Here is a 22,524-nt window from a genome sequence, read left to right as displayed (position 1 = left end):
AGAGTCCTTTTAAGCTTTAAGGCAAAACCATACTCCTTTATCATCGCTGCATTCTAAACTGACACGATTAAAGAGATATAACACCTTGGGCATTGTTCTTTTTTACATCAAGAAAATCATCGGCTATATGCTGATGCCAATTCCTCTAACCTTAGTAGCTATGTGCCTTGCGTTTTTACTGATGAAGAAATGGCCGAAAATCGCCCGATTTTTCTTGTTATGCGGCATATTAATGTTGGGATTAACCAGCTGGAACCCTGTCGCAAATACATTGATTGCGACGGTAGAACACGACTTCCCAGTATTTGATACTAAGCAACCTGTTGATGTCGTTATCGTCCTCGGTAGTGGCCATAAAGATCTTAGCAATACACCAACGATCATGGCGCTAGGCAACAGCGCACTGTTTCGACTCGAAGAAGGTTTGCGTATTCTAAAAGCCAACCCAAACGCGCAATTATTTGTTTCTGGTTATTCTGGTGAAATGACAGAACCCCACGCAGAAGTCATGCGCCGAGCTGCCATTGAATTAGGAATACAACCAGACAGGATCAAAGCCTTTCCTCTCGCCAAAGACACAGAAGAGGAAGCCAATATGATGAAACCTTACCTAGAAGAAAAACGAGCAGCGCTGGTAACCGAAGCGTCACACCTAAAACGTGCGTCTATCTTCTTCGAAAAAGCAGGCGTAAATATCATTCCAGCACCGGCGATGTATTTAGGATCAGAAAAAAGTGATTGGCAAATCGACGCCACTGCCAACTACAAAAGCCAAAGAGCATTTTACGAATGGCTTGGACGTACTTGGCAATGGATTAAAGGCTAAAACTTATTTTGCCACTTTTGGAAAGCAGCTAAATGATTCTCTGAAGCATCATGTAAGCGAACAAACACGTCTCTCACATCACTTGGTAAATCTTGCTTCAAAAAGCGTTCATACATTTCAATATTGGCGACTTCTGCAGCGACACCGACAGGGAATGTTTCGGCATAACTCGCAGGCATCACCGCGCTTTCTACGCCACGATCCACCGGTAAGGCGAAACCATAACGCTCAAACAAAGGCTCTAGCCAAGAAATGTGTCTTTCTTCGGCCTTAATGATATTAGTAAAAGGTTTCTGTCCACCAAAAGTACGAATCACCTCTTGATATTCTCCTCGCGCTAAATATTCATCTTCCAAGGCATAGCTCAGCATGGACTCCAACGTCAGCACTTTATCTACTTCATTCTGTGCGCCAGCAGCACCATAGCCTCCAGCCGCAGCAATAGACGGAAAACAAACAATCACCCAAGAGACAAGTACACCACTCAACCATAATTTAACGCTCTTCATTTCGCTCTCCTATCAAGCAATAATACCAGTGCAAAAAAACATTAGAAAACACTAATATATAAATTAAAGCACAGATAATCAGTTACTCCAGCAATAGAAGAGAATTTATTGATATAGGTCGTTAAATGGATGGAAAAATGATTCAGTAGAGTTGGTTGTTATACGTCATGTCTCCTACTAGCATTTATACGACAAAGGACCTTATAAGGCTAAAGAATGAACTCTATAATTACATACGAAGTTGATGAAAAAGGTAACCAAATATCTCATGATGCTTGGTTAACACAGCAAGTAAACGTCGCTTTCGATCGAATGGAAAACGGCCTTGCTGTATTTGTGTCGAACGAAGAAGCTAATGCTCTTCAATTCAAAAAAACAGCACCCACCTATGAGCACTGCTTATCCTTCATTCATAAGCTGAAATTATCGAAGCCAATATATTAATGCGAAACAGTAACCGAGTTCCGCAACGATTCCCCAACTCTCTCTTTGGCAATTTCAATTACCGCATGGGCGAGTTGAACCAAGGTCGCAAAGTTAGGCTTAGTTTCAGGTTTAAGAGATCGATAAGCACTGGTTCGGCTTTTAATCCCCGCTCTTGCAATCACGACACTGTGTCCGAATAACTCAACATAGGAACGAATAGCGGCTTGCAAAATGTCTGGGCGACCTTCTTTCATAGAGTCCCATGAAGCCTGTTTAATCACTTCTTCCATTTGTTCAACATCAAACCGTACGTTTGATGTCTGATAAACACCTTTTGTGATGCCTCGTAATATGCTCGCAGTAAGTTCATTGCCATTCCAATTCAATGCTCCGTCAGAGGTTAAAGCGAAGCGTTTAAAATCTTTCACGTTAGCAAATGGCTGTCTTGAAAAGTAATCAGACAAGTCTGCTTCGCCTTCAAAACCATCGCTAAAGGTTAAAGCCAAGGTGAGATCTTTAACCCAATCTACATCAATAATTTTTAAAATAAATCCTCCAACTTCCCCGGGTTCTCACCTTTCACAGCTTTATTCCACATTTGCACGAGTTGATATCTAAAACTATAGGTTAGTCTCTCAAAAGAGACAAATATTTTATAAACACAAAAAAAGCAGCACCCATTACCGGACACTGCTTTTTAATATTTCAAAGGCACTTAATTTCTAATTAATCAAACCTGAAACAAGAAGTTTTTGATCAGGTCTTTTCCGCCTTCTGTTGCGAAGGATTCTGGATGAAATTGAATGCCTTGGATTGGGTATTCTTTATGACGAACGCCCATCAATTCAAATTTCCCACCTTGGTGGATCTTCGCGATATCCTTGAAGTCAGCGTCTTTTAAATCACCAACTGAGGCTGTGACTTCCAACACGTCAGGAAAGCTTTCTGCTTCGGCGATTAGCGAGTGGTAACGCATGACTTCTAGTTGATCAGGAATGTCGTGGAAGATGCCTTCGCCGTTGTGAGTAATCGGGCTGGTTTTACCGTGCATTGGCAATGGTGCTTTGACCACTTTGCCACCGAATACGTGACAAATCCCCTGCATGCCCAAGCAAACGCCCAACAATGGAATGGTTTTGCCAAATTCCAAAATCACGTCAGCACACACACCAAAGTAAACTTTGTCGTCTGGCGAACCTGGTCCTGGGGAAATAATAATGCGGTCTGGCGCGGCGGCACGAATGTCGTCTAACGTCACTTCATCGTTACGCTTAACAATCACCTCAAACGCGTCAATTTCACCACGGCTTTTCTCGGTTTCTAACACTTCACCAATAAACTGATACAGGTTGTAAGTGAAGGAATCGTAGTTGTCGATAATATAAACTTTCATGTTTCCCTTACTCCTGATTCGCTTTTGGCGCGAAGCTGTCTAACACACGTTTGGTGCCGGCAAATTTGCGTTGAATTTCTTCGTATTCGTCTTCGGCATTGGAGTCATACACATTGCCGCCACAGGTTTGCACATAGGCTTTGTTGCCATTGGCAAACACGGTACGAATCGGAATCGCAAACATACAATCGCCATTGAAAGAGAACTGACCAACCGCACCGCCGTAAGGACCACGACCGTCATTTTCCAAATCGTCGATGATCTTCATCGCTTCGATTTTTGGCGCCCCCGTCAGGGTTCCAGCTGGGAAGTTACTCGCTAAAGCGGAGAACATGTCGTGATCTTCCGCCATAATGCCAACTATTTCGCTAGAAATGTGTTGAACGTGACTAAAACGTTTAATGTCCATCAAGCTACGTACTTTCACTGTACCGAAGCGCGCCACTCGGCCAATGTCGTTACGATGCAAATCGACAATCATATTGTGCTCGGCGATTTCTTTTGGATCGTTCAACAAAGCACGGGCAAAGGCGGTGTCTTCTGCCGCGTCTTTACCACGTTTCGCCGTGCCTGCTAATGGGAAGGTTTCCATTTCCCCTTGGCGCACGCGAAACAAGGATTCAGGGCTAGCGCCAATGACTTTTTGCTCAACAAATTTAATGTAATACATTTGCGGGGATGGATTCACCACACGTAATTGCTCGTACAAATTGATAGTGTCGCCTTCTAGATCAAACCATTTTTTAAAGCCCACTTCACACTGGAAGACCTTCCCTTCGATGATGTCTTGTTTCACCTTAGCAACGGCATCTGCGTGATCGATTTTGCTCATAGACTCGCCCGCAGGACGAACCACAAAAGGGCCATTTTCAGGCGTCGGTTCCGCCATCATGCTGTTCACTAAATCCACACGATTCCCTGTGGAATCGTCGTCGTAATAGAAGTAGAAAACCTCGCCTGTCATCTTGTCCAGAATCAGACCATCTTTGTACAAACCAAAACGAAACGCATCGAACATCTCGCTCGATTGCAGATCCAACGTCGGCTCAAAATAGTTCATGCTGTCATAACCGATATAACCCGTTAAACCACCAGCATAACCGCGCGATAAAATATTCTGCGGCACGATATCGCGCAGCAAATAATAAGGGTTATCAGACTCGAAAGACTCAGTGCTGCCATCTCGTTCTTGGATAAACAGCTGCTTACCTTCGGCCCAGATTAATTTTTCAGGATCAAAACCAATAATCGAGTGGCGAGAAATGTAACTTTCTTCACCAAGGGATTCCAACATAAAACAGTTATCAAAACGCTTCTCGACTTTCTTAAACAAGTCAAAAAAATCGCAAGCAGAACTGATGGTGACATACTTAGGTTTACGCGGCAGCGTGATGCGCTGCGGCTTTTTATTATATGAACTCATATCTCTTTTAATTCCTTCAATGCTCGGGAGCCACGGGTCACAGTGGCAATGCCCACACCTAATTGTTTCGCAATGTCTCGCTGCGGCACGCCTTCGTCTAACAAGGCAATGATCTTCAAACGGCTCACCATTTCATTAATTTCATTCGGTGTCAGTAGCACTTTTAAGCGCTTCTCCAACACCGCTTCATCACCGGCTTCGGTTAAAAACTGGACCAAGTCCTTCATAGGATTCGACTCTCACAAGGAGGTTTGTATTCATGTACTAGTACAATATAGATTTGAAAGAAGAGAAGCAAGATAGAAATGAATTATTGTTTAGGCAAATCAAAAAACACTTCATATTGTTAATAGGCGACTATTGACCTATAGTTTGTACAAATAAACGTACAAATGAGATTATGTATGAGCCGCATAAATTTAGATCAAGACATACAACCATTATCAGAATTTCGTTCTGGTGTGACTTCATTTATTAAACAAATTAACGAAACTCGTCGCCCTTTGCTCATTACACAACGTGGCAAAGGTGTCGCCGTCGTGCTTGATGTTGCTGAATACGAAGCCATGCAAGAAAAGATAGAATTACTCGAAGAAATACGCACTGCTGAATCACAGTTTGCCGAAGGATTAGGCATCTCGAATCAAGAAGCAAGAAAACAAATTTTAGGACGTTTAAAAAAATGAGAGTTAGTTGGTCACCTCTCGCTATAGAAAAGCTTGGGCATGCTGCCGATTTTATCGCTCTAGATAATCCTAATGCGGCAGAAAAATGGGTAAACGATCTATTCGATAAAACAGAGTTACTAACTAGTCAACCAGAAATGGGACGACTCGTTCCAGAACTCCAAAAAGCAAACCTCCGTGAACTCATTTTTGGTAACTATCGAATCATCTACATGATCAGTACCGAAATCCGAATATTAACGGTGCGTAACTGCCGACAGATGCTTACGGAAGATGATTTATAGCTCTAGTCGACTAGAGTTTAGAAATCTGATCTAACTCTTCTTTTAGCTTAGCCTTATCTTTATGTTCTTCGAAGAAACGCGCAAAGGCTTCGACTTGTTCTTTGCGAGGAAATTCTAAGTTTTCAATAACAGGACGAATTTCGTTAAAGCCCCATTCTATAGTTTCGCTTTCAGGGATATCTGCAATCTTGCTGAGCACATAACTAACTGTCGATTCATCAATAATGAAGTTAAGTATTTCCATAATGGCTCGTTTTTCTTTAAAGCCATCTTTCATAAATACAATACCTTCTTCAATAGCTCCTTTAGCTACCCCCTTCTTTTGCAAAACCAGAGTAAGCTTTGCTTTGTTTAACAGCGCGTTTATAAGTTGTTCCTGAACATCAGGATCTTCACTTCCAGTTAATCTATTAACAACATCTTCATAAGCCCTGATTTTATTTTCAATGTCACCAATTAAAGCCAGTTTAATTTTCATATTTACCATGGCTTTCATGACTCTATTTTTAATCCTCTCATCTTTACTATTCTGAAACCTTTCGATCAAAGTCTTATACACATCAACGGCTTCGATTGGACGACTTTGAGCACCTAAAATAACCCCTTTATTAAATAGAACATTAGATATTCTATTTTGAATTTTTCTGTCTTCAACTCCATTAAAGTTTTCAACGATTTCATCAAACAAACTAATCTGCTCTTTATAAAAACCAGGCTTATCTAAGGCAAAAGACTTACCATAAAGAGCATCAACAACTAACCGTTGATGCTCTACTAAATCACTTGAGTTAAATTTTTTAATTACACTATCAAATATAGGAATAGCTTCTTCAGACCTGTCTTTTGCTAAGGCTAACGCTCTATTTATATCAGTCTCAGCCGATTGAATCACTGCATCGTCACGAATCTTCTGGAACTCTTTTTCATGACGATCACTAAGTTCCGTTAACTTGTGACCAAACTTTTCAGTTAGTTCTGCTTCTTTTTCTTGTGTCCACTCAACCAACTTTTCATTCGCTGCCTCTTTAGCCCCATTTACCGCTGCACTTCTAGCAGTTATATTAAAGAAGGCTGCTAAACCAGTAACAATAGTGATCACTATTCCAATTAACCAGCCCATTTGACTAATAAATGAATGAATATCTCCAATCCGCCCACTCTGTTCACTTAGCTTCCCATCAACCCTCAATTGAGACTCTTCAAGCCGCACTTCTACCTTCCCAATCCGTTCTTTCAATTCTTGGATTTGCTCTTTCGATGCGCCCGTTGCATCAAGCACGCTGACGTCTTTGCGAATTGACGAGAGTTCTCGATAAAACCATTCAGGAATTTGAGTATTCGATGTAGATTGCGGCGAAATTTGTGGAGCACTTGGCTCTGTTGAGTTGGATACATTACCTGCCGAGAAGACAGCCGCTGAGGAAAATAGAAAACTGATAAAAGCAAAACGAATGAAAGAGGTGAGCACTCTGTTACGTCCTTGTGAATAAATGAAAGTGAAACAAGAGTAGCGCCTAATAGCGCGTTCAGGCAATTCATACTGACCTTTTTAACCATGCAAAATCGACTTATCTAATTTTCAGACTTGGAAAACAGAAACGAAGGAGTACTATGTACACTATTAAAGTTTACTTAGAGAAACCCTATGACTCTTTTCAACGAATTAAAATCTTCTCTAGAAGAAGCAGTAGAAATCCACCATGGCCGAAAAGAAGCCTCTCGTATTACTCGCTTTGAGATCGCTGATGTGAAGTCTATTCGTGATAGTCTTCAAGTATCTCAGGCTGAATTTGCCAAAGCACTTGGCACCAGCGTAGATACGATTAAAAGCTGGGAAAGTCGACGCCGTAACCCAACAGGTTTGGCGGCTAAAGTGCTGGCAACGATTCAAGATAATCCAAGCTTTTATCAAGAGTTATCTGAACACTGACTAAACCAAGATTAGGAATAGAAGCCTTTAATAGACTTGGCTATACTGAATCAGCACACTCGCTAAAGGAATCAAAATGAGACACAAGCCAACGCTATCATTGACTTCTAAACAGCAAGCCTACTCAAGCAAAAAAGGCGACAACTTCGTTGAAAGCATGCGTTTAGAGGGATATTCTGTAGACAAATCCTTACTTTCTCTTAGCGCATCAGAAAGAAAAGCAAAGAAAGAAGAAATCTTAGAAAAGTATTCCGCTGCAAAGAATAGCCCGTAGATCGTTTTAAAAACGATCTCGTATCAACATTATCATCAATCCTCAGCATCAAACACTTTACCGCACTCAGCCCGTAGTTTGACTTTTATTACCGTCATTTTAACCTAAGTAATATCGACGCCTTGTCTTCAATGCTATGACCTTCTAACGTCGTGTTATCTCTATTATTTAGGAATCAAACCATGATATTCATCAAAGCCAAAGACTTCACTGCAGATCGCGCTTGGGGCGCGTTGGACATTGCTAATATGAACGGTGTGACGACACGCTTGCATTGGACAGATCAGCCGTATAAATGGCACATCAATGATGGAGAAGAAGTGTTTGTGGTGTTAGATGGTAAGGTGAATATGCATTATCGAATCGATGGCAAAGAGCATATTCAACTGATGACGGTAGGCGATATTTTCTTCGCGGCAATTGGCACAGAACATGTTGCACACCCGATTGATGAAGCCCGTATTTTAGTAATCGAAAAAGAAGGCAGCGTTTAAAGTCATGCGTTTATTTACTTCACTATCTTGTTGTTTATTTTCACATTTTCTTACAGAAGAGCCACTGATTTAGACAATAGATTCAATTACTGTGGATTAATAAATTTTATATGATGCTCGCTCATGAATTTTCCACCACCTTCTGATTACAGTGCATACCCTTCCCTTAGTACTACTCAGGTGATCGTTCGTATTGCTGCGATTATTATGGTGTGGGAATTTGTCATCATGCTAGCGCTAGGCATACTAAAGGTAGATATTGGCCTTTATTGGTTAGCGTTTCTGGATATTTTGTTATTATCGATGCTATCTACACCGTGTATTTATTGCTGGGTAATACGCCCTTTTACTCTGGCTCGCGATCAAGCTATTACGCAGATCCATCACCTTGCTCATACCGATCCTCTCACGCAATTAGCCAATCGACGTGGTTTATCTTTGTTTTTAGAAAAATTAATCGCGCAGACACAGCGTCACGGAGCATCTGGGGCTGTGTTAATTATTGATTTAGATGGTTTTAAAGTAATCAATGATATTGAAGGACATGCTGCGGGGGACGCAGTACTTATCGAAATCGCACGGCGCTTAAATGATAATGTTCGTACAGAAGACAGTGCTGGGCGTTTAGGTGGCGATGAGTTTATGGTTCTGCTGACCAACTTAGACAATCAGGAACAAATTTCACGTGCCTCTGCTATGCAGGTCGCCAACAAACTTTGCCACATCATCAAGCAGCCCATAGAGTTTAAAAACAAGCGACTTCATGTGGGCGCGAGCATTGGTATCCGCATATTAGGGTTTGAAAAACTAGATACAGAAACTGCTATTAAAGACGCCGACACAGCAATGTACTTTGCCAAGCAAGCAGGAAAAAGCTGCGCGGTTGTCTTCACACCCAGCCTCACTAATACCTAAGCTCTTTATTGGGCAAGCTCTATCTTAAGCAGTAATCAAATCATCCAACAGCGATGATGTTGCTTTCTATCCTCGGTTTCACCCAGACTTTTAATCCAATAATAAAGAGGATTAAAAAAGCGGCTGCAATGCCAATCGTAACCAACGAACGAACCGGATGATCACCAAAAGTTAATAGCTGAAAGCTGAATACCGCAGCAACATAGGCTACCGTGGTACTCCATGCAACCACTACGCTAGACCACAGTATGCCGCCTTCTTTTACCAAGGCGCCAATAGTCGCAGCACAAGGTGTATAAAGCAGCACAAAGACCAGATACGAAAACGCGCCTTTCCAACCTTCAAATAAAGACACCATGTTGCGATGACCCGGCGTCATAACTTGGCCTTTGGCTTCGCTGACACTGGTCAAACCTAGTGGATCGGTTAATGTCGTTACAATGCCCGCAAGATTACTACCCAATAATGTCACAGCGCCGACGATATTGCTTATTGGAGATTCGTATTCAATGTTGCTCGGCTCATTTGCGGCATTCGAATACAAAGCATCCATGGTGCCGACGACGGCTTCTTTCGCTAAGATACCAGTAAACACACCAACGGCCGCTGGCCAATTGTCATCGCCCATACCAATCGGTGAAAACACAGGCGTTATGACTTGACCGATTTCAGCCAAGGCGGAAGGCTTGCCACTTTCGTCTGCGGCGCGCCAAGATGGTACTGAATTTAAAATGGTTAGAATCGCTGAAACAAGCACTATGGTCTTGCCAGCACGCAGAATAAAGCTGCGCACTTTATGCCAGCTGGACAAGCCGACGTTGCTCCAACGCGGACGATGGTAATGGGGCATTTCCATCAAGACGCTAACGCGCGTATTGCGAAACAGTTGTTTTCTGAAAATCCACGCCGTGCCAACGGCCATGATGATGCCAAACAAATATAAACCGAACACCAGCAGTCCACCGTACTCGCGGAAAAACACCGACACAAACATCACGTACACAGCCAAACGCGCACCACAAGACATAAAAGGCGCCATCGCCATAGTCAACATCCGTTGTCGAACATTGGTCAAACTTCGCGTCGCCATAATAGACGGCACATTACAGCCAAAACCTAATAGCAACGGAATAAACGCCTGACCGGGCAGACCAATCGACGACATAATACGATCAACAATAAACGCCGCTCGCGCCATGTATCCGCTGTCTTCCAAGATACTTAAACATAAATAGAGGAAGCCAATGACAGGGATAAAACTCGCCACCAGCTGAATACCACCGCCTAAGCCATTGGCAAGTATGACAATGATCCACTGAGGAATGCCTAACTGCGCTAGCCAGTAGCTTGGAAAGGTCACAAACCAATAGCCTGCAAACATATCGATAGGATCGATAAATAAGGTGCCAACACCAATAGCCACCGCAAACATGGCGTACATGGCAAACAAAAAGATCGGAATACCAAACCAAGGATGCAGCACGATTTGATCTATTCTGTCAGTGAAATTTTTCGCCTGCGCACGTCCTTTTGTCACGTTAGACAACCAAACTGCCACACTCGGAACGCTTAAAGAATCGGAATACTCATCACTGAGGCTTCGTTGCAGGGCCAATTCACGATCCGTTGGCAAAGCATGAAAATGTGCTAATAGTTGGCTTTGTAAATCAGTTACTGACAACTGAAGACCATCAACTACTGGCACGCCGATATTCTTCGATAATATCTCTAGATTCGGCATAACATTCAGCTTGCGAGCCAAATCGGTCATGGTGAGAACGATCAACATTGGACGACCCAGCGCGACAAGTTCTTGCGTCAATTTGAGATTACGTTTTAAGTTGGTAGCATCCACCACATTGACAATAACGTCGTAATCGCTCTCGGTTAAAAAACGTCGCGCGATGACTTCATCCATGCCGCCAGTCTGATTGTTCAAACTGTAAATACCCGGCAGGTCAGTCATGTCGACACGTTGATCCGAGCTAGTAAAAAAACCTGTCTTACAATCCACTGTAACGCCGGCCCAATTACCTACTTTTTGCCGAGTTCCTGCCAGCTTATTAAATAAAGTCGTTTTCCCTGTATTTGGATTACCGACTAAAGTGATGTGGAATGTCATGCTTGTGGTGATCTCTTGTTGAAGCTAAATACTAATCGCAGAGGTGAATATAGCTTGCGTCTTCAGAATGAATGGCGACCAAAGTAGAGCCGACCTTTATTTGCAAAGAATGGCCAAATGGTGCTTTTGTCATCAACTGCACAGTTTCACCGGGGTCAAAACCTAATGCTAAAAGCTGGCGTTGCATGTCTTCTTGTGGATGAGCAACAGAATGGATTTCAGCAACCGTACCTTTCGGTAACTGTGATAGAAGCATTATCTCTCCAAGAACAAACGTGATAATAATTATCAAATAAAATTGTGCTCATATTATGGCTCACACAGGTAGAAAGTCACCAGAACAAAAATGTAACGATTCGGTAAACACAAACAAAAAAGTCTAAATCTAGAAAGGCATAAAAAAGATGAAAGCCCTCACGAAGAGAGCTGTTGAAGAGTAGAAAAATAAGCAGCGCGGATTATCAAATAGATATGATTAAAGAAGGCATTGATTGCGTGATTCGAGTGGGTAACCTCGACGATAGCAGTCTCATCGCTCGACCTTTAACGCAATACCGAAGCCTCAACTGCGTCTCACCCAGTTATGCGGAACAATTTGGCATTCCGCAAACAATCGAAGAGCTAGCGAATCATAAGCTGATCGAGTATTCCCATTCGCTAGGTAATCTCGACGCACAATTTGAATACCTAGAAGGCGACAAGGTAAAACAACAATCCATGCAAAGTAGCCTAGCGGTTAATGGCACAGATGCTTATTAAAATGCTTGTTTAGCAGGGCTTGGAATTGCCCAAATCCCCGCTATTGGCGCAAAAAACCTCATCAAAAAAGGCCTACTGATTTCTGTCCTACCTCAATTTGAAGCCGAGCCAATGCCAGTATCTTTGCTCTATTCATCACGTAGACAACCAACCAAACGCCTGACTGTCCTTATGGATTGGCTGCAATCAATAACTCTAGCAACGTAATAAAAGTCACAGCGATTTTGGTCAAGTTATTGAAAAATATCTGGTTTGAAAAAAACCTTATGCATATTCCAAAAAAGTTTATTTACAGTCATTGTAATAACTAAATCTTTTAAGTAATCTCTCACTTAATGAAATATTAAGCTTCCCAGATGAGGTCACTATGAAATCTAAGCCACGCTTTTTAAAATCTATTATTGGTACATTATTGTTGAGCGGAGCCGTTCAAGCGTCGGCCGCAGATCAAACTATCCTTAACACATCTTACGATATCGCTCGTGAGCTGTTCGCCACTTACAACCCAACATTTGAAAAACATTGGTTAGAAAAAACTGGCAAAACTATTGAGATCAAACAGTCTCATGCAGGATCTTCAAAACAAGCCAATGCCATCATGAATGGCTTGTCAGCGGACGTTGTAACCTTTAACCAAGTAACCGATGTTCAAGTTTTGCATGACAAAGGCAAGATGATCCCAGCAGATTGGAAAAACGAATTTCCAAATGCCAGCTCACCTTACTACTCGACGATTGCCTTCCTTGTGCGTAAAGGCAATCCAAAAAATATCAAAAGCTGGGGCGATTTAGCGGGAAATGATGTGGCATTGGTGTTCCCAAACCCTAAAACATCAGGCAACGGTCGTTACACTTTCCTAGCAGCTTACGGTTATGCACAAAAAACCTTTGGTAAAGACAACGAAACTAAGATCGACGATTTCCTTGGCACTTTCCTGAAAAACGTCTCTGTGTTTGATACGGGCGGCCGTGGTGCGACCACAACTTTCGTTGAACGTGGAATCGGTGATGTGTTGATTACGTTTGAATCTGAAGTAAACAATATTCGTAACCAATACGGCGCAGACAACTACGAAGTGGTTGTACCAAAAACCTCTATATTGGCGGAATTCCCAGTAGCCGTCGTTGAGAAAAACGCGAAGAAAAACGGTACAGAGGAAGTTTCTCGTGAATACCTAAGCTACTTGTACAGCGAAGAATCTCAGCGTTTATTGGCAGGTTTTAACTACCGCGTACACAACGATGTTGTGAAAAAAGAATTCGCTGATAAGTTCCCAGAAGTAGACTTATTAACAGTAGAAAATATTGCAGGTGGTTGGCCACAAGCAACTAAAGAAATATTCACAAATGGTGGTAAACTAGACCAACTTCAGCGTCGCTAATATCAGAATAGATAACAACTAGCCGGATTCGCTTGCGTGTCCGGCTTTTCTGTCTCTGAGCAATAAGTTTATTGTTTGATGTTGGTGCTCACTACAAAACGCTCATTGAAACAATTTTATTAAAATACAGGCAAATACATGGCAACACATTTAAGCGCGGCCGATACCAGACCTCGTCATAAGCGAGTCTTGCCCGGACTCAGTTTAAGCTTGGGAACCTCCCTGCTGTTTATCAGCTTGATTCTGTTACTCCCAATGAGCGGATTGGTCATGCAATCCGTCGACATGGGCTGGGACAGATATTGGCAGGTAATCAGCGACGAACGTGTGGTTGCCAGTTACAAAGTGACTCTGTGGGCAGCTTTAATAGCCTCTATCTTTAATGGCTTTTTTGGTCTTTTACTCGCTTGGGTATTAGTGCGTTATGAATTCCCCGGACGCCGTATTTTAGACGCGTTAGTGGATTTGCCCTTTGCTTTACCAACCGCGGTTGCAGGTATCACATTGGCGACCTTATATGCTCAAAATGGTTGGTACGGTGAAATACTAGAAAGCCTAGGGCTTAAGGTAGCTTACACGCCTTGGGGGATCGTGCTTGCCATGGCATTTACCAGCATTCCTTTTGTGGTCAGAACCGTTCAGCCAGTATTGGAAGAGTTATCGCCTGAAGAGGAAGAAGCCGGTATGACGTTAGGCGCTTCCGATTGGTCAGTCTTTCGTCGGGTTATTTTCCCTGCCTTGTGGCCAGCATTGATGACGGGGATTGCCTTGTCATTCACTCGTAGTTTAGGCGAATTTGGCGCGGTGATCTTCATCGCGGGTAACATGCCTTACGTCAGCGAAATTACGTCCTTGATGATATTCGTTAGCTTACAAGAATTCGATTTCCCTGCCGCCAGCGCCATTGCGTCTGTTGTGCTGATGGCGTCGCTGATCCTCTTGTTCGCCATTAACATCTGGCAGGCGCGTTATTTACGTCGCCTTCATGGACGCAGTTAGGAAAATATTATGTCATCTTCTAAAACATCATCTGGGCAACGCCACCAGCTAAGAGTTGGCGACAGTCCTTGGGTAAAAGGCCTGTTAATCGGCATTACCTTATTTTTGACCGCAATATTATTAGTTGTGCCACTCATTGCCATTTTCCAACAGGCTTTTGTCGAAGGCGCAGCGCATTACTTCAACAGTTTGATTGAAGCCGATACCTTGCACGCCATTGGTTTGACTCTGGTGGTTGCGGCGTTAACTGTGCCGATTAACTTGGTGTTCGGCGTGATGCTCGCATGGGCCGTAACGCGTTTTGAATTCCCCGGCCGCAAACTATTGATGACCTTGATGGACATTCCCTTCGCGGTATCTCCTGTGGTGGCGGGCCTGTTATATCTTTTGTTGTATGGCAATAACGGCTGGATTGGCTCATGGCTTTATGACCAAGACATCCAATTGATGTTCGCTTGGCCCGGCATCGTCATGGTGACCGTGTTTGTAACTTGTCCGTTTGTGGCGCGTGAATTGATCCCTCTGATGCAACAACAAGGTCGAGAAGACGAAGAAGCCGCCGTCATTTTGGGGGCTTCAGGCTGGCAATTGTTCCGCCGAGTGACTTTGCCCAATATAAAATGGGCGCTGATTTATGGCGTTATCCTGACCAACGCTCGCGCTGTAGGTGAATTTGGCGCTGTGTCCGTGGTTTCTGGCAATATTCGCGGTGAAACCAATACCTTGCCGCTGCATGTTCAGTTGCAGTATGAGGATTACCAAGCCGCTGCCGCATTTGCCAGCGCCTCGCTATTGGCGATGATTGCCCTACTTACCTTGTTGTTGAAAGCCTTCATTGAATGGCGTCAGGAACGTAGTTTAAAAATTGAAGCTGAAAAAGAAAGACAGGTGACACAATGAGCATTTTGATTGAAAACATTTCCAAACACTTTGGGCATTTTCAAGCCTTGTCACCTTTGTCATTAGATATTAACGAAGGCGAAATGATTGGCTTGCTTGGACCATCCGGTTCAGGGAAAACCACCCTATTACGTATTATCGCAGGGCTTGAAGGCGCAGACACTGGCCGTATTAAATTTGGCGACCGAGATGTGACCAACTTGCACGTCCGTGATCGTCGCGTGGGCTTCGTATTCCAAAACTATGCCTTGTTCCGTCACATGACAGTGGCTGATAACGTAGCCTTTGGCTTAGAAGTCTTACCTCGCAAAGAACGCCCAAGCCCGACAGAAATCAAAAACCGCGTAATGCATTTATTAGAAATGGTACAGCTTGAACATCTTGCTAACCGTTTCCCGTCACAGCTTTCTGGCGGTCAAAAACAGCGTATTGCTTTGGCGCGTGCTTTGGCAACGCAACCGGAAGTATTACTGCTAGACGAACCCTTCGGCGCCTTGGATGCAAAAGTACGAAAAGAGCTACGTCGCTGGTTGCGCGGCTTGCACGATGAACTTGGCTTTACTAGCGTATTTGTGACCCATGACCAAGAAGAAGCCTTGGAATTGTCGGATCGTGTTGTCGTCATGAGCAACGGACACATTGAGCAAATCGACCAACCCGGTGCGCTTTACGCTTCACCTAACAGCCGATTTGTATTCGATTTCCTGGGCAACGCCAATGTCTTTGAAGGCAAAGTTGAAAACGGTAAATGGCATAATGGGAAGGCTAGCATCGTTTTACCTGATGCCGCAAAACAGAAAGACGGTCAGCTATACATTCGTTCCCATGAGTTCTTTGTATCGAAAGAACCAACTGCTCATGCAAACTTGCCGTTACGCGTTATTGCCATCAACCCGATTGGCGCTGAAGTTCGGCTAGAACTCACCCCAATTGATTGGCAAAGTAACGACGTCTGGGAAATCGACCTGCCTCACAAAGCCTTCGACAAAAACTGCTTTGAGAAAGGCCAAACCTTATACGTTACCCCGAAAGCAGGTTACTTCTTCGCCCACGACGCACAAAAACCTGTGCTATTGAGTTGGGAAACAGAGAAAGTCAAAACGGCTGATAAAGCATAATTTAAACAACCAAAAGAGCGGCATATATTGTGTCGCTCTTTTACATCAACCGCACAGAAAATAATATCACTATACTGCATCTAGATTCATGACTAGAACCTAACAATTCCCCACGAAAATTACGGCATTTTATTTGCATAAAAAATAAGATATTGTGTTCGTAAAAAAAACTTATGAGGGGATCAAAGTATGTTAGAAACAAGCAGCAAGGCAAATACATCCTATTTTCAAAGCCATTTGAAGCGCTCTAATCTTGCTTTTACTCACCCCACCCCTTCTAAGAATTCTTCAACACAGCCCAAAAGAGCAAACTTTGTACTGCTAGATCATTTTTCTATGTCTTCTTTTTCCGTTGCTTTAGATACTCTAGTGACCCTTAATCTAGTACATGACAACCCTATTTACGAATGTAAAACGTACAGCGTAAACAATAACAAAGCGCTATCAGATATCTCTATCGAAATAGCAACTGACGGCAATATACAAGATATTGAAATAAGCAAAGACTCTATTTTGGTGATTTGTGGCGGCTTTCGTAACTCACTTAAACCAGAACCATTGCTTAATAAAAAATTAGCCAAAGCCGCACAGTCAAATGCGACAATCATAGGTATATGGAACGGAAGTTTTTATATCGCTGATAGCAAGATCAAGACAGGGAGCACTATTTCTATTCACCAAGACAACAAAGCAATAATGGAAGAGCGTTTTCCCGAGTTAAATTTATCGACCTCCACTTTTACTGAGGAAGGTACTTTATTAACGTGTTCTGGACCCAACAGCACACTAGACATGATGCTCCATTTCATTAAAGGCTCACATGGAACAGATTACTCACAAGCTGTTGCAGAAGTAATTGGGTCTGATCGATCCAATAAAAAAGATTCAAAAATCATTAATCGCTTTTTACTTGCTGAATCACACACTCCTGATTGCATAAAAGAGTCGATACAACTAATGGAAAATAATGTTGAAGATCCATTAACCATAGATGAACTAACAAAACTCGTCGGTATTTCCAGGCGTCAAATAGAAAGACTATTCAAGACTAATGTCGGTGTGACTCCTGCGCGTTATTACATGGAGTACCGATTAACTCATGCACGCCAACTAATACAGCAGTCCAACCTTAGTATTTTTGAAGTATCCGTTGCTTGCGGTTTCGTAAGCTCAGCTCACTTTAGTCGTACTTATCATAGATTCTTTGGCCAATCTCCAATCGATTCCCGTCGTACATCTCAAGCAAGCTAAACTTACACTTCATCAGTTCAATGCATTGGGTAACCACAAGACAAAAAGTAGCGAACATCCAGAACTTCTATGTGTATGATTAGGTAGAAACGATAGATGAATACTTCAGGGAGAATTTATGAAGTGAGCTATTTACTTACAAATCCCTTGCTTACTTTTTTAAAACCCTTTGTCGCTTTCCGTCAACCTTTCGCCGCAATAAGAAATACGACTAAAAGATAAGCATCCTAGAGTCGGTAGATACCAACTCCCGAAGGAAAAAGTCGTATGCGCTATCCAAGTTTATTGTTAGTTTCTGTCGCCTTGTCCCAAGCTCCTTTGGCATTATCTGCCGCAAAGTTTGATTTCTCTAATGAATACAACGCGACGTCAATTCATGCTGAAGGTGATAAATATTTCATTGATCAAGTAACAAAACTTAGCAATGGCGACATAGATATTACACTCCACACAGGTGGCTCTCTCGGGTTTAAATCTACTGACAATTTTTATGCTGTTGCTGACAATGCCATTCAAATTGCAGATACTTTAGCAGGCAGCATGGCTGGAATAGATCCTATATTCCTATTATCTTCACTGCCTTTTCTCGTAGAGAATGAAGACCAAGCAGAACAGCTTTATCAAATCGCCAAACCTTATTATCAAAAAGTATTTGCTAATAATGGACAAATCCTACTTTACGCTTCTCCTTGGCCAGCCAGTGGTATTTGGTCTCAAAAACCCGTCACGACAAAAGAAGAACTCGCCAATTTAAAAATTCGTACCTATGACAAAAATGGCACTTTGACATTACGTGAAGCTGGCGCAGAACCAATTAGCCTTTCGTGGGGGGATGTCGTTCCTCAACTGTCCACTGGTGGCATTAAAGCGGTGCTTACCTCAGCTGATGCGGGTGCGAGCGGTAAATTTTGGGAACATCTTGATAATTACAGCGCTATTCAATACGCCATTCCTCTCAACATGGTACACATGAACAAAGAAGCATTTGACGATTTATCCAATGAAGAACAAAGCGCTATTCTCAAAGCAGCCGCTTTAACTGATGAACATAACTGGCAAACAGTGAGAACTCGAGTTGCTGGTAACTACAAAGAACTGGCCGAACATAAGGTTGTCATTCATCAAGATCTACCAAAACCCTTCATTAACTGGCTGCAAGAATCAGCTAAGCCATCGTTAAAAGAATGGCTAAAAGACACAGGAAAATCGGGTAGCGATATCATGGCGGATTTTGAGAAAAGCAAATGATCATCCGTCTATTAGCCAGTGTATCCAGACGGCTTAACCAGCTGTCTGGTGCATTGGCAATGTTGCTAATAGCCTATCTACTGTGCCACATACTGTTAGAGATTGTCTTACGTCTATTTGGAACATCAACGTATGTTTTGGATGAATTTGTTGGCTACGCTATCGCCACTACAACCTTTCTCGGCCTAGGTTATAGTTTAGAAAGAAATGGGCTTATAAAGGTTAATATATTAAGTGACCGTCTCCCAGAACAGCACCATTGGCTGTTAGATCTTGTTATATCTTTCGTTTCTTTCGCCCTTTTTTCTTGGATTTCATACTACTGGTACATCAATGTTGCCAGAAGCTTTAAACGCAATATCACCAGTGAATCTATAGCAGAAACACCTTTGTGGATTCCCGAAGGCATGGTGTTAGTTGGCTTGAGTCTTTTATGCTTAACGTTATTTGTCAGAATGCTCGTCCTCGTATCTACACGCCAAATCCCCAATATTGAGACAAACAAATAAGATGGAAATAGTATTATCAGCCGTTGGTGTTATTACTTTAATTCTCTTGGTTCTCGGACTTGGGGTTTGGGTATTTTCTGGTCTGGCAATCGTTGCTTTGTTGTCTCTTATTTTAATTGGAGATGTCAGCTTAGATCGTGCCGGAGCCATACTAAGCCGTATCCTTTTTAGATCAGCAAACTCTTGGGAATTATCCGCCATCCCGCTCTTTATTCTGATGGGGGAACTTATCTTCCGATCAGATATTTCAGATCGACTGTTTAGAGGACTAGAGCCTTGGACGAAAAAAATACCAGGCGGCATTCTTCACACGAATGTTTTCGGCTGCGCTCTTTTTGCAGCGGTTAGTGGCTCAAGTGCTGCCACCACAGCAACGGTGGGGAAAATCACCACGACTGAACTTAAAAAACGTGGTTATGATAGAAGTTTATCCGTCGGCTCCTTGGCTGGAGCAGGCAGCCTAGGGCTATTAATCCCGCCATCGCTTGTGATGATCGTATACGGCATTCAGTCAGAAGTCTCAATCAGTAAACTTTTTATGGCTGGCGTATTGCCTGGAGTTTTAATTGCCACACTCTATTCTGGATACATCATATTTCGAGCAATATTAAACCCTTCATTATGTCCACCAGAACAATCCCATACCGCCAGTAAACTGGAAAGTTTGATTCTGCTTTTACCCGTAATTTCACTGATCGTTATCGTAATGGGAGCAATTTATACAGGTATTGCCACACCATCAGAAGCCGCCGCTGTCGGCGTATTTGCAACCGTCATTATTTTAATAAAAGAACGTCAGCTATCATTTAAAATGATACAAGAAGCAATGATTGCCACCTTGTTGAGCTCAACCATGGTATGCAGCATATTAGTTTCTGCTGCGCTTTTATCTACCGCAATGGGCTTCCTTCACCTGCCTTCCGAACTAGCTGGCTACATCGCAAGCTTGGATCTTACGCCTGCTTTTTTACTTTTAGCGCTGGCAATTTTTTACATAATACTTGGCTTATTTCTAGACGGTATTTCCATCACGGTAATGAGCTTGCCCATAACCTTACCCATCGTGATTCAAGCTGGCTTTGATCCCATTTGGTTTGGGGTATTTCTTGTCATACTCATAGAACTTGGGCAAATTACACCACCAGTCGGTTTCAACCTCTTTGTCCTACAAGGTCTTACCGGAGAAAAAATAGGCCAAGTCGCAAAAGCCGCTTTCCCATTCTTTCTTCTGATGTGCTTAGCTGCATTTATACTTTGCCTAGTTCCAGAAATCGCTTTATGGCTGCCTAATGCACTTTCAAATTAGGTCTTATCCATGTCTAATAAAGCACCAAGAAAAAAGCAAAGTGATAAACAATTATGCAAGCAGTCATTTTTGACATGGATGGATTACTGATTGATTCCGAACCCTTCTGGAAGCAAGCAGAATACGATGTATTTTCGTCGGTTGGTGTTGAAGTTACTTCCGAGCTGACAGCGTTAACTGCTGCAATGACGACAAGAGAAGTCACTGAGTTCTGGTTTGCAAAACAACCTTGGTATGATGCTTCTCTTGAGGAAGTCGAGAATCGTGTCGTTGAGCGAGTCAAATATTTGATCGAGACTCAAGGGCAAGCCATGCAAGGTGTTCATGATTTACTCAACTCACTACAACAAGCCAAAGTAAAAATTGGCCTTGCTACCAACTCACCAAAAGACATTATTCCTAGCGTGTTACAACGCCTTAATATTGCCGACTATTTTATGGCTTATAGCTCAGCGGATGAAGTAAGCCAAGGCAAACCCGCTCCTGATGTTTACCAGCTAACACTGGAAAAACTTGGTATTGAAGCTCATCAGTGCATTGCTTTTGAGGATTCACTCGGCGGTATAAAAGCGGCATTAGCTGCTGGCATTAAAGCGATTGCCATACCGCACCCAGACGAATTTGATCATGATAAATTTGATCTAGCACCACACAAACTCAAGAATTTATCTGAGTTCAACCACCAGCTTGGCAAAACGCTTTTGGCTCGCTCCTAAAGCTAAAAAAATAAAACCAAAAGCTTAAATTAAAAATCTAGCTTCAAAGCCTCATTAAGCTTTTGACATGACAAAAGGCAGCGCGTCCTAGCGCATCTACGTTATAACCACCTTCTAATACCGATACTACTTTTCCACCACAGTGACGATCAGCAACATCCATCAAAAGATCAGTAATCCAAGTAAAGTCAGACTCGCTTAATCTTAGTTGCCCCATTGGGTCTTCTTTGTGAGCGTCAAAGCCTGCTGAAATCATAATCAGCTGAGGCTTGAATGCGTCCAGCGCTGGCAGCAGCTGCTCAGTAATGATGTTTTGAAAGGCTTCGCTACCAGAACCGGCTTCCAGAGGCATGTGTAGAATATTATCGTGAGAAGCACCTGGATCGCTGTAGGGATAAAACGGATGTTGGTAGCTGGAAGCATAAAGCACTTTCGGATCAGCTTTAAAGATGTCTTCCGTACCGTTACCGTGATGAACATCAAAATCTACGATCGCCACACGCTCTAAACCGTATTGTTCAACGGCATAACGTGTTCCAACAGCAATATTATTGAACAAACAAAAGCCCATGGCTTTGTCGTACTCTGCGTGATGACCCGGCGGACGAATCGCGCAAAACGCATTGTCCATTTCGCCTTTCATAACTAAGTCTACCGCTTTAATCACCGAACCTGCTGCATATAGCGCAGCATCTAGCGTGTGTGGCATCATCAAGGTTTCTGGCTCTAGTTCCACATGACCTTCTTCTGGCGCTCGCGCAAAAATAGAGTCCACATAGGCTTCATCATGAGCCAGAAGCAATTGCTCTCGCGTTGCTGGATCGGATTCCAATCGACGTAGAAAATCCATCAACTGCCCCATGATCAAACGATTTTGAATCGCACCAAGGCGCAACGGAGACTCAGGATGATCTTCTCCCATATCATGCTTATCGCAATAAGTGTGTGTGATGTAAGCCGTTGTCATCTTTATTCCAGTGTTTTTTATTTTTAAAAACTGTAGAAGTCCTTTCAGGCTGTCATGAGCAAAGTAAAGACAAGGCAAAAACGGACGA

At 42.8% G+C, this 22,524-nt stretch carries 26 protein-coding genes and 1 pseudogene; 18 read left to right on the top strand and 9 right to left on the bottom strand.

Annotation, left to right across the window (positions count from 1 at the left end):
* The first annotated feature begins 85 nt into the window (after window positions 1–85).
* Window positions 86–826, top strand: coding sequence for an ElyC/SanA/YdcF family protein (locus BUA59_RS06390; protein ID WP_245813102.1), 741 nt, complete (start codon window positions 86–88; stop codon window positions 824–826).
* Here the strand turns inward: BUA59_RS06390 and BUA59_RS06385 are convergent.
* Window positions 823–1,335, bottom strand: a complete 513-nt coding sequence (locus BUA59_RS06385; protein ID WP_072838886.1) for a ferritin-like domain-containing protein — start codon at window positions 1,333–1,335, stop codon at window positions 823–825. The genes BUA59_RS06390 and BUA59_RS06385 overlap by 4 nt on opposite strands.
* Window positions 1,336–1,551: 216 nt before the next feature.
* Between BUA59_RS06385 and BUA59_RS23815 the strand changes: the two genes are divergently transcribed.
* Entirely contained in the window at window positions 1,552–1,779 is a 228-nt protein-coding gene (locus BUA59_RS23815; RefSeq protein WP_072838885.1) for a hypothetical protein, read from the top strand.
* Here the strand turns inward: BUA59_RS23815 and dhiA are convergent.
* The 4 genes from dhiA to BUA59_RS06360 all read right to left on the bottom strand — a co-directional run bounded on the left by dhiA (window position 1,776) and on the right by BUA59_RS06360 (window position 4,804).
* Window positions 1,776–2,297: a type II toxin-antitoxin system antitoxin DhiA gene (gene dhiA, locus BUA59_RS06375; protein WP_281251012.1), complete on the bottom strand. Its 522-nt coding sequence runs from the start codon at window positions 2,295–2,297 to the stop codon at window positions 1,776–1,778. The genes BUA59_RS23815 and dhiA overlap by 4 nt on opposite strands.
* Window positions 2,298–2,491: 194 nt before the next feature.
* Window positions 2,492–3,154 carry an anthranilate synthase component II gene (locus BUA59_RS06370; protein WP_072838883.1) on the bottom strand — a complete coding sequence of 221 codons (663 nt, stop codon included), beginning with the start codon at window positions 3,152–3,154 and terminating at the stop codon, window positions 2,492–2,494.
* A gap of 7 nt (window positions 3,155–3,161) precedes the next feature.
* The gene (locus BUA59_RS06365; protein ID WP_072838882.1) at window positions 3,162–4,577 is read right to left on the bottom strand and encodes an anthranilate synthase component I family protein; all 1,416 of its coding nucleotides are present in this window, start codon (window positions 4,575–4,577) and stop codon (window positions 3,162–3,164) included.
* Window positions 4,574–4,804: a Trp family transcriptional regulator gene (locus BUA59_RS06360; RefSeq protein WP_072838881.1), complete on the bottom strand. Its 231-nt coding sequence runs from the start codon at window positions 4,802–4,804 to the stop codon at window positions 4,574–4,576. The genes BUA59_RS06365 and BUA59_RS06360 overlap by 4 nt, the downstream gene beginning before the upstream one ends.
* Window positions 4,805–4,981: 177 nt before the next feature.
* On the opposite strand from BUA59_RS06360, the gene BUA59_RS06355 reads away from it, so the two are divergent.
* The gene (locus BUA59_RS06355) at window positions 4,982–5,263 is read left to right on the top strand and encodes a type II toxin-antitoxin system Phd/YefM family antitoxin (protein WP_072838880.1); all 282 of its coding nucleotides are present in this window, start codon (window positions 4,982–4,984) and stop codon (window positions 5,261–5,263) included.
* Entirely contained in the window at window positions 5,260–5,547 is a 288-nt protein-coding gene (locus tag BUA59_RS06350; RefSeq protein ID WP_072838879.1) for a type II toxin-antitoxin system RelE/ParE family toxin, read from the top strand. The genes BUA59_RS06355 and BUA59_RS06350 overlap by 4 nt, the downstream gene beginning before the upstream one ends.
* A gap of 10 nt (window positions 5,548–5,557) precedes the next feature.
* Here BUA59_RS06350 and BUA59_RS06345 read toward each other — a convergent pair whose 3' ends face one another.
* Window positions 5,558–7,015, bottom strand: coding sequence for a hypothetical protein (locus BUA59_RS06345; RefSeq protein ID WP_072838878.1), 1,458 nt, complete (start codon window positions 7,013–7,015; stop codon window positions 5,558–5,560).
* Between the two features lie 177 nt (window positions 7,016–7,192).
* On the opposite strand from BUA59_RS06345, the gene nadS reads away from it, so the two are divergent.
* The 4 genes from nadS (at window position 7,193) to BUA59_RS06325 (ending at window position 9,160) form a co-directional block, all read left to right on the top strand.
* Window positions 7,193–7,477 carry a NadS family protein gene (gene nadS / locus BUA59_RS06340; RefSeq protein ID WP_072838877.1) on the top strand — a complete coding sequence of 95 codons (285 nt, stop codon included), beginning with the start codon at window positions 7,193–7,195 and terminating at the stop codon, window positions 7,475–7,477.
* 76 nt (window positions 7,478–7,553) lie between these two features.
* Window positions 7,554–7,751, top strand: a complete 198-nt coding sequence (locus tag BUA59_RS06335; RefSeq protein ID WP_072838876.1) for a YhfG family protein — start codon at window positions 7,554–7,556, stop codon at window positions 7,749–7,751.
* Window positions 7,752–7,933: 182 nt separating this feature from the next.
* On the top strand, window positions 7,934–8,245 hold the full coding sequence (locus BUA59_RS06330; protein ID WP_072838875.1) for a cupin domain-containing protein: 312 nt from the start codon (window positions 7,934–7,936) through the stop codon (window positions 8,243–8,245).
* A 123-nt stretch (window positions 8,246–8,368) separates the two neighbouring features.
* Complete coding sequence (locus tag BUA59_RS06325; RefSeq protein ID WP_072838874.1) at window positions 8,369–9,160, top strand: GGDEF domain-containing protein; 792 nt, start codon at window positions 8,369–8,371, stop codon at window positions 9,158–9,160.
* A 40-nt stretch (window positions 9,161–9,200) separates the two neighbouring features.
* Here BUA59_RS06325 and feoB read toward each other — a convergent pair whose 3' ends face one another.
* Together feoB and BUA59_RS06315 are read right to left on the bottom strand one after the other, a co-directional pair.
* Complete coding sequence (gene feoB / locus BUA59_RS06320; protein ID WP_072838873.1) at window positions 9,201–11,282, bottom strand: ferrous iron transport protein B; 2,082 nt, start codon at window positions 11,280–11,282, stop codon at window positions 9,201–9,203.
* A gap of 31 nt (window positions 11,283–11,313) precedes the next feature.
* The gene (locus BUA59_RS06315) at window positions 11,314–11,538 is read right to left on the bottom strand and encodes a FeoA family protein (RefSeq protein ID WP_072838872.1); all 225 of its coding nucleotides are present in this window, start codon (window positions 11,536–11,538) and stop codon (window positions 11,314–11,316) included.
* Between the two features lie 173 nt (window positions 11,539–11,711).
* Between BUA59_RS06315 and BUA59_RS24110 the strand changes: the two are divergent.
* From BUA59_RS24110 to hxpB, 10 genes and pseudogenes are all read left to right on the top strand, one after another.
* Window positions 11,712–12,248, top strand: a pseudogene (locus BUA59_RS24110) (LysR substrate-binding domain-containing protein).
* Window positions 12,249–12,408: 160 nt separating this feature from the next.
* Window positions 12,409–13,422 (top strand): thiosulfate ABC transporter substrate-binding protein CysP, encoded by a 1,014-nt coding sequence (cysP, locus tag BUA59_RS06300; RefSeq protein ID WP_072838870.1) that lies wholly within the window; start codon window positions 12,409–12,411, stop codon window positions 13,420–13,422.
* A 138-nt stretch (window positions 13,423–13,560) separates the two neighbouring features.
* Window positions 13,561–14,421: a sulfate/thiosulfate ABC transporter permease CysT gene (cysT, locus tag BUA59_RS06295; RefSeq protein ID WP_072838869.1), complete on the top strand. Its 861-nt coding sequence runs from the start codon at window positions 13,561–13,563 to the stop codon at window positions 14,419–14,421.
* Window positions 14,422–14,430: 9 nt separating this feature from the next.
* Window positions 14,431–15,321, top strand: coding sequence for a sulfate ABC transporter permease subunit CysW (cysW, locus tag BUA59_RS06290; RefSeq protein ID WP_072838868.1), 891 nt, complete (start codon window positions 14,431–14,433; stop codon window positions 15,319–15,321).
* The gene (locus BUA59_RS06285; protein ID WP_072838867.1) at window positions 15,318–16,439 is read left to right on the top strand and encodes a sulfate/molybdate ABC transporter ATP-binding protein; all 1,122 of its coding nucleotides are present in this window, start codon (window positions 15,318–15,320) and stop codon (window positions 16,437–16,439) included. Before cysW ends, BUA59_RS06285 begins: the two co-directional genes overlap by 4 nt.
* 189 nt (window positions 16,440–16,628) lie before the next feature.
* Window positions 16,629–17,690, top strand: a complete 1,062-nt coding sequence (locus tag BUA59_RS06280; RefSeq protein ID WP_072838866.1) for a GlxA family transcriptional regulator — start codon at window positions 16,629–16,631, stop codon at window positions 17,688–17,690.
* Window positions 17,691–17,957: 267 nt separating this feature from the next.
* Window positions 17,958–18,938 (top strand): TRAP transporter substrate-binding protein, encoded by a 981-nt coding sequence (locus BUA59_RS06275; RefSeq protein ID WP_072838865.1) that lies wholly within the window; start codon window positions 17,958–17,960, stop codon window positions 18,936–18,938.
* Window positions 18,935–19,447 (top strand): TRAP transporter small permease, encoded by a 513-nt coding sequence (locus tag BUA59_RS06270; RefSeq protein ID WP_072838864.1) that lies wholly within the window; start codon window positions 18,935–18,937, stop codon window positions 19,445–19,447. The genes BUA59_RS06275 and BUA59_RS06270 overlap by 4 nt, the downstream gene beginning before the upstream one ends.
* Window position 19,448: 1 nt before the next feature.
* Entirely contained in the window at window positions 19,449–20,753 is a 1,305-nt protein-coding gene (locus BUA59_RS06265; RefSeq protein ID WP_072838863.1) for a TRAP transporter large permease, read from the top strand.
* 53 nt (window positions 20,754–20,806) lie between these two features.
* Window positions 20,807–21,469, top strand: coding sequence for a hexitol phosphatase HxpB (hxpB, locus tag BUA59_RS06260; RefSeq protein WP_072838862.1), 663 nt, complete (start codon window positions 20,807–20,809; stop codon window positions 21,467–21,469).
* 43 nt (window positions 21,470–21,512) lie between these two features.
* On the opposite strand, the gene BUA59_RS06255 is transcribed toward hxpB, so the two are convergent.
* Entirely contained in the window at window positions 21,513–22,436 is a 924-nt protein-coding gene (locus BUA59_RS06255) for a histone deacetylase family protein (protein WP_072838861.1), read from the bottom strand.
* Window positions 22,437–22,524: the final 88 nt, after the last annotated feature.

It is taken from the genome of Marinomonas polaris DSM 16579 (genome assembly GCF_900129155.1).
GTDB classification, from domain to species: domain Bacteria; phylum Pseudomonadota; class Gammaproteobacteria; order Pseudomonadales; family Marinomonadaceae; genus Marinomonas; species Marinomonas polaris.
This window is presented reverse-complemented; position numbering and strand designations above follow the sequence as displayed.